Annotated in this window: 9 protein-coding genes; 3 read left to right on the top strand and 6 right to left on the bottom strand. The window is 46.0% G+C overall.

Annotated elements, in window-relative coordinates; translation table 11 throughout:
* Positions 1–8: 8 nt before the first annotated feature.
* The gene (locus AC5JL3_RS14150) at positions 9–1,385 is read right to left on the bottom strand and encodes a proton extrusion protein PcxA (protein WP_496075348.1); all 1,377 of its coding nucleotides are present in this window, start codon (positions 1,383–1,385) and stop codon (positions 9–11) included.
* Positions 1,386–1,500: 115 nt separating this feature from the next.
* On the opposite strand from AC5JL3_RS14150, the gene AC5JL3_RS14145 reads away from it, so the two are divergent.
* Positions 1,501–3,690: a recombinase family protein gene (locus tag AC5JL3_RS14145; protein WP_496075079.1), complete on the top strand. Its 2,190-nt coding sequence runs from the start codon at positions 1,501–1,503 to the stop codon at positions 3,688–3,690.
* Here the strand turns inward: AC5JL3_RS14145 and AC5JL3_RS14140 are convergent.
* The 5 genes from AC5JL3_RS14140 to AC5JL3_RS14120 all read right to left on the bottom strand — a co-directional run bounded on the left by AC5JL3_RS14140 (position 3,683) and on the right by AC5JL3_RS14120 (position 10,332).
* Positions 3,683–5,017, bottom strand: coding sequence for a serine/threonine protein kinase (locus AC5JL3_RS14140; protein WP_496075078.1), 1,335 nt, complete (start codon positions 5,015–5,017; stop codon positions 3,683–3,685). The two genes, AC5JL3_RS14145 and AC5JL3_RS14140, sit on opposite strands and share 8 nt — an antisense overlap.
* A gap of 165 nt (positions 5,018–5,182) precedes the next feature.
* Positions 5,183–6,373, bottom strand: coding sequence for a serine/threonine protein kinase (locus tag AC5JL3_RS14135; protein WP_496075077.1), 1,191 nt, complete (start codon positions 6,371–6,373; stop codon positions 5,183–5,185).
* A gap of 179 nt (positions 6,374–6,552) precedes the next feature.
* The gene (locus AC5JL3_RS14130) at positions 6,553–7,752 is read right to left on the bottom strand and encodes a serine/threonine protein kinase (RefSeq protein WP_496075076.1); all 1,200 of its coding nucleotides are present in this window, start codon (positions 7,750–7,752) and stop codon (positions 6,553–6,555) included.
* A 125-nt stretch (positions 7,753–7,877) separates the two neighbouring features.
* Positions 7,878–8,939 carry an anthranilate phosphoribosyltransferase gene (trpD, locus tag AC5JL3_RS14125; protein WP_496075075.1) on the bottom strand — a complete coding sequence of 354 codons (1,062 nt, stop codon included), beginning with the start codon at positions 8,937–8,939 and terminating at the stop codon, positions 7,878–7,880.
* A 160-nt stretch (positions 8,940–9,099) separates the two neighbouring features.
* Complete coding sequence (locus AC5JL3_RS14120; RefSeq protein WP_496075074.1) at positions 9,100–10,332, bottom strand: fatty acid desaturase family protein; 1,233 nt, start codon at positions 10,330–10,332, stop codon at positions 9,100–9,102.
* Positions 10,333–10,450: 118 nt separating this feature from the next.
* Here AC5JL3_RS14120 and AC5JL3_RS14115 point away from each other — a divergent pair, with 118 nt between their 5' ends.
* Together AC5JL3_RS14115 and AC5JL3_RS14110 are read left to right on the top strand one after the other, a co-directional pair.
* On the top strand, positions 10,451–10,606 hold the full coding sequence (locus tag AC5JL3_RS14115; protein ID WP_192219605.1) for a hypothetical protein: 156 nt from the start codon (positions 10,451–10,453) through the stop codon (positions 10,604–10,606).
* Positions 10,607–11,012: 406 nt separating this feature from the next.
* Positions 11,013–13,964, top strand: coding sequence for a PAS domain S-box protein (locus AC5JL3_RS14110; protein WP_496075073.1), 2,952 nt, complete (start codon positions 11,013–11,015; stop codon positions 13,962–13,964).
* Positions 13,965–14,066 lie beyond the last annotated feature (102 nt).

Genomic DNA, 14,066 nt, shown 5'->3' with positions numbered 1-14,066 from the left:
GCTTATCCTTATTCATTCATATTGCGATAAGTAGCCACTGCCGAAGGTGACACCCGATTTAGATAGCGGAAAATCCAGTACTTAATAACCGAATCCAAAATAACTGGGAACGTTGCAATAAACAAAAATATGAAATCTCGGCTTTCTGGAATTCCTAGATGTTTGGATACACCTTCAAGGATGACTTCCCAGCCATGAGGTGAGTGGAACCCCACAAACATATCAGTAAACAAGATAATGATAAACGCCTTGGCACTATCACTGAGACCATAAACAATATCATCCATAAAAGATTTTAAAACTATAATATCTTGCCTACTGCTAAAAATAACCAAACCAAACGCGGCAAGGGAAAGGAGATCTGAGAAAATATTTTTAATAGCATTGGCACTTCGATCTCTATATTCTTTTGCCATTTCAACGGCTTTTTCTCTCACTTGCTCTTCCCTTTTCTCTTGAGACAGTTCAGGAGAAAAACCTAGCAAACTCTTAAACTTTAGTTCTTCTTCAAACCGCTGCAATTCAACAAAAGCTTCCTCTTCCATATCAAGGTTTAAGAAGATAACTGGGTTGTTATCGCTTCTGAAGTGGTCAACAGCCGGACCAACAATTAAGGTTTTTGTGACTTGATGGGTTAGAATGGGAACAATAATTAAGGTAAGGATAAATTTAAGGGAAATTATTGTTTTAAGTTTAGAGTTGCGGAAATTTTTAACGACTTCTTCTTCAGCTTTGGGATCTAATTCACTCTGAATTCTATTAAATGTCCTTAAAATTGACCTGGGTAATACACCTGTCTTGTCAGAAACCGTCTCAACATTAGTTACTACACCCCTTTTGGTTACAGCTTCTTTTTGCAAAGACTTGGGTTGTTTAGGGGTTTGGTCAGTAACAAGTTGATTGGAGCTAGTTTGGATAACTTGATTGGCTTTGGGTTGAGGTATTGGGATTAAAGAAGCCGAAGGTATAGGAGATTTCTTTTCTATATACTTACTGATTATTTCATCAATGAAATTCAGTTTTTCAAAAATAATTGACTGTTTTTCATTGAGTTCATTAGAATAATATTGACTAGAATTATTAAATGTATCTGTACGATTGGCATTCAGCATTCTTTGCTCAGAATTGCTGAAAATAGAGCGACTGCCTCGAAATTCTGCCAGTCTAAATTTGACAGTTTTCAAGTATTTCTTTAGCTCTGACTCGAAATAGGAAATTACACTATCGCCGTAGTTAGCAGATTCAGCGGATATTTTTTTGCCATTAAAATGCTCATCTTCAATGACTTTAATCATTAAGGCAGCTTTGTAAGCTTGGTCTAAGGCTCTTTCTGGTGTATCGGAGAACCATCGATTGGCAGTACGGAAGAGAAAGTTTAGCTTCATCGAAACAAAGGTTTCAAAATAGAAGGTAATTCCGGTAAGTTCTGACATTCTGTAATGCCAGAGATTTTAGATACCATGTACGTGGTATGTTAACAGATTTACACAAAAGAGATTGGTGCTTCAACATTCACATTGGATAACTGGAGCAACGCGCAGTGGCAAGACAACTCGCCTTGTGAGTCAATTTTGCCAATGGATTGAAGCGGACATCGGTAAGTCACGATCGCTTTCTCGTCCCTTCTCGCGGATGAGCCGTCGCGACAAAAGGCTTGCCCCAGGAATATTAGTATTTGCGGCCAATGACGATACCCGGCGGGATTTGGCTGATCGGTTGACAATGGCAATCCAAGGACGGTACCCAATACTGTCTAAAACACCATTAGGTTTTTTTCAGGATGAGGTGATGCTATTTTGGCCGCTATTAATTCAGCGGTTGAATCTCAGGGCACAGTTTCCCTTGCGGCTACGTCCCGAAACCGAGCAAGAGTTGGCAACCCAGTTGTGGCAGGCTGAGTTGGAACGCTGGGGAACACAGCTACCAGGGGCGAATGAGGATGCGAAAGTGCGTCGGATTTTGGACTTGTTGCAGTTGGCGGCGGTGAGTGGGACAGCCGTTGAGGATATTCCAAGCCTTCTCGAAGCGGGTTTCCTGGAGGATCAGGGGACACCGGAACTTTGGGAGTGTATTGGACAGATGCTCCTGAACTGGCGGCGTTGGTGTCTCGATCAGGGGTTTCTGACGTATGGAATAATTTGCGACTTGTATTGGTCTGAACTGTTGCAAGATGCAACGTATCAGCAGCATTTGCGACAGCGATGTCAAGCGATACTAGCCGATGATGTAGATGATTATCCTGCGATCGCACGCGACTTATTTGAGCTTCTCTTAGACCAAGGAGCGGTTGGCGCATTTACCTACAACCCTGATGGTAAGGTACGCTTGGGCTTGAATGCTGACCCCAACTACCTGGAGGGCTTGGCAGGACGTTGCCAGATTGAAAGCTTGGATACACTACCGATTGGTTCCCTAGCAGAACCTTTAGGAGGTATTGCTGTAGATTTAGTCAGCGACTCAGTGATTTTGTCTACACTACCGGAGTCATTACAGTCCATGCAAACCACCTCTCGTGCCGCACTGTTAAGGCAGACGGCTGAGGTGATTATTGAAGGCGTACAATCGGGACAAGTGCAACCCGGAGAAATTGCGGTTATTGCTCCTGGTTTAGATGCGATCGCACGCTATACACTCACCGAAATCCTCACCAGTCATAACATAGCCGTAGAACCGCTGAACGACCAGCGTCCCCTGATCAGTTCGCCAATGATTCGTGCCCTCCTAACGCTCTTAGCCCTGGTTTATCCGAGTTTAGGACGCTTAGTTGACCGGGATGCCGTTGCCGAAATGCTGGTGGTTCTAAGTCGCAAGCAAGAGGTACCGCTAGACGAGGGGGAATCACCGATCACCACACCTCATATTGACCCAGTTCGTGCAGGATTACTCGCTGATTACTGCTATTCCCCTAACCTAGAACAACCCAACTTGCTACCCGTGGAATCTTTTCCCCGTTGGGACAGATTGGGGCATCGTGCAACAGCCGCTTATACAGAGATTGTGCAATGGTTAGAATTACAGCGATCGCAACAACAACAACGGCTGATTCCCTCCTGCGTCGTCGTTCTTGACCGAGCAATTCAGAAATTCTTGTGGAATGGTAGTAACCTTCCCTACGATCAGTTAGCCGCACTGCGGGAACTGATGGAAACCGCGCAACACTACTGGGAAGTCGATGGACGCCTCCGGAAAACGCCCTCTGATGCCGCAAGCCAAGCCGGGATAACGAGGAAAGATACCCCAGCCCACACAACGATTGGTCAGTTCATCCAACTGCTGCGTCGTGGTACCGTTACCGCCAATCCTCACCCCGTTCGTCGCCTTGCCCCAGCAGCGAATAACACCATCACTCTAGCTACCATCTTCCAATACCGTGCCAATCGCCGCTTCCACCGTTGGCACTTCTGGCTTGATGCGGGTTCTCCTCTCTGGGACAAAGGCGGTGCAGCGACTCTGTTTGGCGCTAACTTATTTCTCCATGAGTGGTCAGGACGCCCTTGGACAGAAGACGATAAAATCGCGGCGGATAGTCAACGGTTGCAGCGGATTTTGCGAGACTTATTGGGGCGTGCTGGTGAGCGGATTTACCTATGTCACAGCGACTTGGCGGTGAATGGTACCGACCAAGCCGGCCCATTGTTACCGTTAGTTAATGCGGCAGTTCCCCGTAGTTCTGAAGCCGTCTTTACTTAAGGTTTAACCAGCTTTGGATTTCTTGCGCCAACCAAGCACATTCCAGTTCCGTTAATCCGTGACCAAAGGAATAGGGTTCGATACCCGTAATCAGGACTTTTGCGCCATCTTTGCTGCTGTAGCAACACGTATACATAATGTCTGAAAGTGACCCTTTATAGCGAGTAATGACGTAGTTAAACCATTGCCATTGCAGTTCAAAACGGCTCGTATTGCGGTTGAAGTCAACTTGAGTGCGTTGATGGCGAAACTGTGTGTATTTAATTGAGAAGATCAAGAGGGCTGTCAAAAATGGCAATCCAATTAAGGGGATTCCAACATTAGTCACTATCCAGAGAATGCCAACGAGCGCAAACATAGCATAACTGCCTAACAGCACAAGCCCTTGCTTACCTCTTGGGCTACGTTCAGGGATGACAATTCGTAGCCGTTCGGGAGACTGACTCACCTGAACGCGAGTCCCAAACGGTGGGCGAAGTCGTCCAGTACTAACAGGAGCAGACAATGCCGCGTTCTCAGGAGTTTGAATACCAAAGCTGAGAGCTTTCATGGCTTCGTCAGCCGTGCTAAACCGACGTTTCAAGGATGGCTCGGTGAGTTTTTCCAGCCATTCGCTAAAGCTGGGTGTCAGGGTTACCTTGTCGCTAAACTGAATTCGTAAATCATCTTGGGGCAAGTCAGCCGGAGCGGTACCTGTGAGCAGATGAATTAAACCGGCTCCCAGTGCGTAGAGGTCAGATGCTGGAACTGCCCTGCCGCCAAATTGTTCCATTGGTGCATAACCATAGGTTCCGACTACCGTAAACGTTGCCCCCTCTTTGACGGCTCGGTCTTGAACGGCTCCAAAATCAACCAAGTAGACCTGTTTATCCTCACCCAAAATCAAATTACTCGGCTTAATATCCCGATGCAGTACCTGCGGCTTCAATTCATGCAGATAAATCAGAATATTCAAAACATCGATCGCAACTTGGCGAACTTGCTTTTCAGTAAACCGTTTCCCCTGATTCAGCAACTCCTTAAGAGAGGCACCGGGAATAAATTCTTGGACTAATCCAAACCATAAAGAGCGCTCATCAATTGAAAAATAATCATAGTACTTGGGAATCCGGGAATGATTGAGCTGTTTGAGAACCTGGGCTTCCCGTTCAAACAGTTTCAAGTCATCCCACTGCACCTCACCCCCAAACGCCAGCAGCTTGACAATCACCAATGCGGCGGGAATGGCTTGCAAATCCTCTGCTAGCCAGGTTTGACGCCCTGCATTTTGTCCCAATTTTTGTTTAAGTTGATAGCGATCGTGTAAGATTTGTCCTGCTTCTAGCATTTGGTTCTTGATGGTTTTAAGCCAAATATCTTTAGTGAAACTGAATTCTCTTTCCTACTCCTTTTAAGGGTAGGTTTCTAATAACTATCCTTGACGATGGGGTAATGAGGTGATGGGGTAAAAAACTCCCAAAGTTCATGTGTATTATCTCCCAACCCAGAGTTTTTAAAGAGAACCTAGGAAACCAGCGATGATCGCGATATAGATCCAAGCCATTGGTATCCCAATAAAAAGCCCAGCAATCGTCCAGCCTCGTTGATGGGCTTTGAACTGTTCAATGCTTCGCCACTTTCTACTTTTCCAAGCCCATTCATTGCCTTTTGCCCCCAATGCGATCGCAACTAACCATCCAACTTGCGGCACTAAGGCAAGCAGTCCAATCCAAACTTTATTGGTGAACGGCCACAAATAAGGCATCAAAAAAGCACCCCAATTCCAACCCTGAATTTCATCAGGTACTGGCACTGAGGAATTAAATAAATCTCCACACCCTGAATTATTCACGACGGTGGCTACGGCTGGCTTCATGAGCTGGCTGTCTCTAGGTTTGTCAGGTACCATGCCGGATTCCAGAGCAGAAAGTGCTTGTGAGGCGCTCTTAAATCGTTGCTCTGGAGCTGGTTCTGTTAGCTTTTCGAGCCACTGCACCATACTACGGCTGAGGTTTACCTGCTCTTGAAAGCCAATCCGCAGATTCCGTTGCGGCAAGTCTCCAGGCGCACACCCAGTGAGCAAATGAATCAATGTTGCCCCCAAAGCATAAAGATCGGAAGCAGGCACTGCCCTGCCGCCAAACTGTTCCATTGGTGCATAACCATAGGTTCCCACGACGGTAAACGTCGCTCCCTCTTGATGCGATCGCTCCTGCACTGCCCCAAAATCGACCAAATAAACCTGCTCATCCTCACCCCAAATCAGATTGCTGGGCTTGATGTCACGATGCAAGACGGCAGGATTGAGGCGATGAAGAAACTCTAGTATTTTCAGAATATCAACCGCGATTTTGCGAACTTGTGTTTCTGTAAAGCGTTTACCCTGAATTAGCTGTTCCTTCAATGATGAGCCTGGGATATACTCCTGCACTAGGCCAAACCAAAGCGATCGCTCATCAATGTGAAAATAATCCCGATACTTAGGGATACGAGGATGGTTGAGCTGTTTGAGAACCTGGGCTTCCCGCTCAAATAGTTTCAAGTCATCCCACTGTACCTCGCCGCCAAAGACAAGAAACTTGACAATTACTAATTCATCTGGTACTAGCAAATCCTCTGCCAGCCAGGTTTGACGCCCCGCATTCTGCCCTAGTTTTCGCTTGAGTTGATAACGCTCTTGTAATACCTGTCCTGCTTTTAGCATTTGGTTCTTGATGCTTCTAAGCCGAGTTTCCTCTAATTTAGCTTTTAGAACTCTGGGTAGTAGATAGGTAGCAATAAAAGCATCTCCCTAATTCAGGATATCTTTGCCCTAGGGGCGCAATTAATTGCACCTCTAGAAGCTGGTGATTAACAATCAATGTATTATCGGAATCTCTAACGCTAATCAAGAACTTCGGCAAGAATCGATAAAATCATCGGTAGCCAAATAAAAATTCCAGCAATTGTCCAACGGCGTTGGTGCATTTTGAACTGTTCAATACTCTGCCACCGTCTACTCTTCCAAGCCCATTCGTTGCCTTTACCCCCTAATGCGATCGCAACAATCATTACCCAACTAGGAGAAGGTACCCAAGAGGACAGCCCAATCCAAACATGATTGGTGAGCGGCCACAACCACGGCATCAAAAACGCACCCCAATTCCAACCCTTAATTTCATCAGGAACGGGTACTGAAGAATCCAGTAAATTACTGTTCCCAGAATTATTGACAAATGCTGGGGATTTCATCGGGGTGAGTTCTAAAGGCACCTCTCGACTATCCTCATGTTTGTCAAGTACGATACCGTATTTCAGCGCAGAAAGTGCTTCAGCCGCACTCTGAAAGCGTTGCTCTGGTGCAGGTTCTGTCAGCGCCTTTATCCAGTTCACCATGCCACGACTAAGGTGTACCCGCTCTTCAAAGCAAATTTGCAAATTTCGAGAGGGCAAGTCAGCCGGTGCTGTCCCGGTGAGCAGATGAATCAAGCTTGCACCCAAGGCATAAAGATCGGAAGCGGGTATCGCCCTGCCACCAAACTGTTCCATCGGTGCGTAACCATAGGTTCCCACCACAGTAAACGTTGTTCCTTCTTGATGCGATCGCTCTTGTACCGCCCCAAAATCTACCAAATAAACCTGCTCATCCTCACCCCAAATCAGATTGCTGGGTTTAATATCGCGATGCAGCACAGGGGGAAGGAGTTGATGGAGAAATTTTAGAATCAACAGAACATCGACAGCGATTTTACGAATTTGTTCTTCCGTAAATCGCTTACCTTGGGTTAGTTGTGCCTTTAGAGAGTTCCCTGGAATATATTCCTGCACCAAGCCAAACCAAAGCGATCGCTCATCAATGTGAAAATAATCCCGATACTTAGGGATACGGGGATGATTGAGCTGCTTGAGTATCTGCGCTTCTCGCTCAAATAGTTTTAAATCATCCCATTGCACCTCACCACCAAACGCCAGCAGTTTGACAACCACTAATTCAGTCGGTGACACCCCGATATCCTCAGCCAACCAAGTTTGACGCCCTGCATTCTGTCCCAGCTTTTGCTTGAGCTGATAACGCTCATGTAATACTTGTTCTGCTTGCAGCATAGGAGTGGCTATTCCTTGAACCCGTCTTCCCTCCAATGTAGCCAGAACTCAGCCGGTAGGTGTATTTAGCCCAGTAAATAAAATTCTCTCGTTAAATCTTTTTATAACTGGAGCATTGGCTATCTTTAGCTTAAAAATCCTACTAGCTGCTCCAGCTTTGACCAAGCCGCACCACTATTCATGACCTCCTTTGCCAGCTCAATCCCGGCTTTATGGTCTTCCAGAGGAATAATCCCACCGACTTGAAGCGCGAGTGAGGCATTTAATGCCACAGCATCCTGCTGTGCCTGTGTTGCTTTACCTTGCAAAACATTCCGCAAAATCAAAACATTGTCTTCAACATTCCCGCCTTGCAAGGCGCTTGTTGGTGCTGGAGTTAAGCCTAGCTGTTGGGGATCTAGGGTTGCTAGCCGCACATCACCCTCCGAAAGGAGCGCCATGTCAGTTTTGTCGGCTAAACCTGCCTCATCAAGTTTTTCCCGTCCATGCAGGACGATCGCTTTTGGAGTTCCCATCTGGCACAACGCTTGAGCAACAGTTGCGACAACCTTGGAATCAAATACCCCAAGCACTTGTCCTGTAGGGCGCAACGGATTCACCAGTGGCCCTAAAAGGTTAAACACTGTTCGTACCTTCAGTGTTTGTCGCAGTGGCCCAACGGCTTTCAGCGCTGGGTGCCAACCACGAGCAAAAAGAAATGTGATACCCACTTCATCCAGTGCCGCTTGCACCTTCTCGGCAGTCGCGGATAAATTAACGCCCATAGCTTCCAGGACATCCGCTGAACCAACTAGGCTTGAGGCAGAACGATTACCATGCTTCGCAACCCGGACACCAGCCGCTGCCGCAACAAAAGCAACAGCCGTTGAGATATTAAAGGTTAATGCACCATCCCCACCTGTGCCACAGGTATCAATGACAGGTGTTTTGTGGTCGATTGCTGTCTTTTGTAACGATTGAGATTGCAACACATCTGCCATCCCTGCTAGTTCTTGGGCAGATACGCCTTTGGCTTGGATAGCGGCAAGAATCGCACCTGATAAAGCTTCAGGAATTTCCTCATTCAACCATCCTTGCATTAGCTGTGATGCTTGATTGATCGATAAAGATTCTCGATCAAGTAACTGTTGCAGCAAGCTAGACCAGTTAATTGTGGTTTGCGCGATCGCAGTAGCCAAGTCACTCATGAAACGTTAGTAAGTTAGGTGGTCAGCACTAAACATAGCTCGTAAGGGGAATTTATGATTAGTGATTATTAGACATTTTTCTAGCTAACCACTAACCATTACAACCCTTCCGACGTTTATTATTGTCGTAACCAAAAACTGCCTAACTTCAGTTGGAAGATTAGGCGCATCCTAACAACCGTAGCCAACGGGCATGGGAGTTTATCGCAGCGAGAAAAGTTGGGTGTGAAGCGTACTTAACCCCAAACTGGGAACACACCGATTCAACAATTGGGGCAAGAGCGGGATAGTGGATATGACAGACATCTGGAAACAGATGATGTTCCACTTGGAAGTTCAGTCCACCCACATACCAAGTCAATAAGCGATTATCACGAGCAAAGTTAACAGTCGTTGCTACCTGATGCATTGCCCAGGAATTGTTAACGTGGTTCGAGTTTGCTGGAAGGCTTGGAAAATCTGCTTCCTGAACACAGTGGGCTGCCTGAAACACAATGCTCAGTACAAAACTGGCAATAAACGCAGTCAGCACATAGCAAACAACTACCTGCCACAGTGGATGAAATAGAGCAGGAATCAGGAAAGCCCAGCTAAAGAACATTACCTTTCCCAGCACGAACACCACTAAATCTCGACCTTGGGGTCTGGGAAAACGATGTTCCCCAATCCGACCTTGTATAAGTATTTGGAAGTCTGAGTAGAAATGCCAGTTAAACGCTAAAAGACCATATATCGGCCAGAGGTAGATATGTTGAAAGCGGTGAAACCAGAGGTGTCGTTGCTGAGGAGCGAAACGACACAAGATTCCCAGGTCAATATCATGGTCAACTCCCACAAGATTGGTATAGCTATGATGAATGACATTGTGCTGCCACTTCCAAATGTAGGAACTGCCGCCCAGCAGATCTAGGCTCATTGCCATTAGCTGATTGACGAATTGTTGCTTGGAGTAAGCCCCATGACCGCCATCATGCTGTATGCTAAAACCAATTCCTGCCATCGCCAAGCCCAAAGAGACTGATAACACTCCAGCTTGCCACCAGTTACTTGCGACAAATACGAGCAATACCCAAGAAATCGCAAACCACGACAAGATAACGGCAGTTTTACGAAACATTTGCGGAGGGTCGCGTTGTGGTAGCTCAGTTTGTTGAAAGTATTCTTCGACACGGCGCTTTAACTCACGATGGAACGCTAAGTCTTTGGAGTACTTAACTTTTGTTGTGTGAGAACTCGCACTGGCGTTCATGACTTCGGGAGCGGGATGGCTTGAGTCCGGTTTCCCCTTGGTTGTGGAAAGCTTGGGGGATGTCAAAATCCTTTGGGTTTCGGTCTGCCTCGGAAACGATGTTGGAGGCTTGGGTGATGAACTAGAATTGATGCTCAATGTCACGATGCTTGTGTATCCTGCAATTGCTCTTTTTTGAGAATCCCACAGCTTGAAGCTTATGGAAGTTTTTCTATGAAAAGGGAGTTTAGTAAGCCTAGAGGAGAGTTAGGGAAGGCAGGAGATGTGGAGGAAAGTTTTTCGGGGAGATATCTATGCAGAAATCACCTCTTTTGCTCCATCTGTTACTTTTAGTGCCCGTCCCTTGCTTTGCCTCCTCTTTGATGTTGACCTTGTCAAAGGTGTGCATTTTGACTTATCCTCTCTTGCGATCGCTTGACGCTGCCATTGCCAATAGGAATATTACCTGTACAGGAAACAAGAACGCACATATTTAAGCTTAATTTCTAGAAGTGAGGAAATTGGTGTTCTATTCCCACATCTTGACAAGATCATTCTTTAGTTACATCAAAACTTGTTGCAACATTCAAGTATGTACCCCTTGGAAATTCCTATCAATCATCTCATAAAGGTATTCACAGTTACATCAAGCTAAGAAACCGACTGAATGACGTGATCTATCAAGTCATCTTGCTTGTATGACAGATAAGGAAGGCTTTGAAAAAGATTTAATCCTTCCAAATCCTATGACCTTGCAGTTCAATGTACTAACTTATAAAGGTCAATCAGTTTGTCTTTGTCTCTCGTACAAGCTGCCCAAGAGAAAAAAATTGAGCGTTTGATCAATGCAACTTGGAAATCTATCCGCTGACGTAGCCAATTTAGAGATATTTTCTGCATTTGTGGAACATACGCCTGCTGCCGTTGCTATGCTTGATCACGACATGCGTTACCTGCTTACATCTCGTCGGTGGCTGACGGATTACTCGCTGGATAACCAAAACCTGATTGGTCGCTCTCATTATGAAGTCTTTCCCCTATTTCAGGAGAAACAAGCGAGAGTTGGAGAGCAGGAGAATATTACCCAACTCTCTCATCATCCCATTACCGCTTACTCTCTGAAACGGTGGCAGAAAATTTATGCCTTGTGTTTAGCTGGACAACCCCAGCGAGGTGACTCCGATTATTTCATCAAACCTGATGGCTTTTGGCAAAGGGTAAAGTGGGAACTTCAACCTTGGTATACTCGGACAGGTGAAATTGGTGGAATCATGATGTTCACTGAATTTCAAGAACATCGTAGTCTAACAGAGGAGTCCCAACCAGACAGCGAAGAAGACTATCGTTGGCTTAGAGAAAAAGCAAGCGAAGCAATTTGGGGAACCGCTTCACTGACAAAGACGATTGAGCAGTTACAACAGGAATCAGTAGAGCGTCGGCAAGCGCAAGCGTTGCAAAAGGAATCGGAGGAACGCTATCGCTCTTTGGTTGCAGCGATGGCAGAGGGAATTATCTTACTCGATGTTAACGGTATCGTTTACACTTGTAACTCAGCAGCAGAAAGCATTTTGGGCCTGACAGCGGAGCAATTAATCGGGCTAAGTTGTCTTGATTTTTTCAGATCTGCGGTTAAGGAAGATGGTAAGCTATTTCCCCCTGAGGAATACCCAATCCACGTAACACTCCGGACTGGACAATCCTTTACGGATGTGATTATGGGAATCCTCCAAACCGATGGAATCCTGACTTGGCTAAGCATCAATTCACAACCGTTGTTTCACCCTAATGAAACAAAGCCCTATGCCGCTGTTGCTTCTTTTATTGATATCAGCAAGCGCAAACAAGTTGAAGCTGAGTTACGTGAGAGTGAAGAACGCTTCCGCACTACCTTCGACCAAGCAGCGGTTGGGATTAACCATTCTGAACCAGATGGCAGATTTGTGCGGGTTAACCAGAAGTTTTGCAACATCATGGGTTACTCCCGTGAGGAATTGTTAGAACACACATTCCAAGACATTACCTATCCTGACGATTTACTAATCGATATGGAAAATGTGCGATCGCTTTTAGCAGATGAAATCCCAACGTATACGCTAGAAAAGCGCTACATTCGCAAAGATGGGCAGTTAATCTGGGTGCAAATCACTGCATCGCTGGTGCGTACTCCCCAAGGTGAACCGAAGTACTTCCTGAGTGTTGTCCAAGACATTAACCTACGCAAAGCGGCTGAATCCGCCCTACGGGATTCGGAAGCACAACTGCGAGAACTCTTTGCCAGGGAAGCATTACTCAATCGTTTATCGAACCAAATCCGTAATTCCCTGGAACTGAATACGATTCTCGAAACTACAGTCCAGGAAATTCGCCAGATTTTGAACGTTGATCGTTGTCAATTTGCTTGGTATTGTCCCTATGATGCTGAAGCATACTGGGAAGTCGTTAAGGAAGCGAGAAATTCTGATTTACCCGACCGTAGAGGTTGCTATCCAGCCGAGGCGGTAGGACTATTAGCACAGCAGGTTTTAAATCTGGAAGTGCTCCGAATTGATGATATTGAGATGGTGAGCGACCCGATTTTTCGAGAGTTCGTCCGGTCTTTTGATTGTGCTTCTGTGTTAGTGCTGCCGATGCAGACACCTTCAGGTACTATCGGCGTGATTAGCTGTAGTCAGAGTCATGAACCACGTCCTTGGATGGATAGCGAAGTAGAACTTCTACAATCGGTAAAAGACCAACTCCTGATTGCGATTAAGCAAGCTGAACTCTACGCCGCTAGCCGGACAGCGACTCAGAAAGCCCAAGAGCAAGCCACTAAACTGGAACAAACCTTGCGGGAGTTGCAACGTACTCAAACCCAGTTGATTCAAAGTGAAAAAATGTCGAGCTTAGGTCAGTTAGTTGCTGGTGTGGCTCACGAAATTAATAATCCAGTTAACTTTATCTACGGCAATCTGATCTACGCCCAAGAATATTTCCAAGACATCTTAGGTCTGTTGCAGCTTTATCGTACTACCTATACTAAGCCTCCAGCCCTGATTCAAGAGCGGATAGACGCGATTGATTTAGACTTTTTAGTGAGCGACTTGAGTCAACTCCAGAACTCAATGAAAGTGGGTGCAGAACGCATTCGGGAGATTGTGCGATCGCTGCGGACATTCTCTCGTGTCGATGAGTCGGATAACAAGCAGGTAGACATACATACAGGGCTTGAAAGTACCTTAATGATTCTCCACAGTCGGCTCAAGGCGAAGCCTGGTCATCCTGCTATCTCTGTCATCAAGGAGTATGGAGATTTGCCCTCAGTGGAGTGTTATCCAGGACAGCTAAATCAGGTGTTCATGAATCTGATTAGTAATGCGCTCGATGCTTTAGAAGAAAAGATGAAGTGTGAGCCTTTAGAAATAACAACTAATCCGTCAGAAACAGTTACTAATTTCTCACCGACCATTACGATCAACACTGGCATCATTGGTAGAGATAATCCTACCATCAGTCTTACTCCCCACTCCTTACTCCAGCCAACTATAGGGGAATGTCTGCCAAAAAAAGAGTCTGATGTGGAAGCAAGTCACATCTTCATTCGGATTGCTGATAATGGTGCTGGGATGACGCAGAAAACTCAACAACAACTGTTTGAACCCTTCTTTACAACCAAGCCAGTGGGAAAAGGCACAGGCTTGGGGTTGGCAATTAGCTATCAGATTATTGTTGAGAAACATGGCGGGAAGTTGTGGTGCCATTCTGCACCGGGACAAGGTACGGAGTTTGTCGTTGAGATTCCGATTCATCATCACTAGAGCGCCCGTTCACGTACTAGTAATAAACATAAAAGCCTTCTGCCTTTTGCCTTCTGCCTTCTGCCTTCTGCCTTCTGCCTTCTGCCTTCTGCCTTCTGCCTT

Source organism: Symplocastrum torsivum (genome assembly GCF_059505465.1).
The sequence above is the reverse complement of the archived record's forward strand: the minus strand, read 5'-3'. Positions and strand labels throughout refer to the sequence as shown.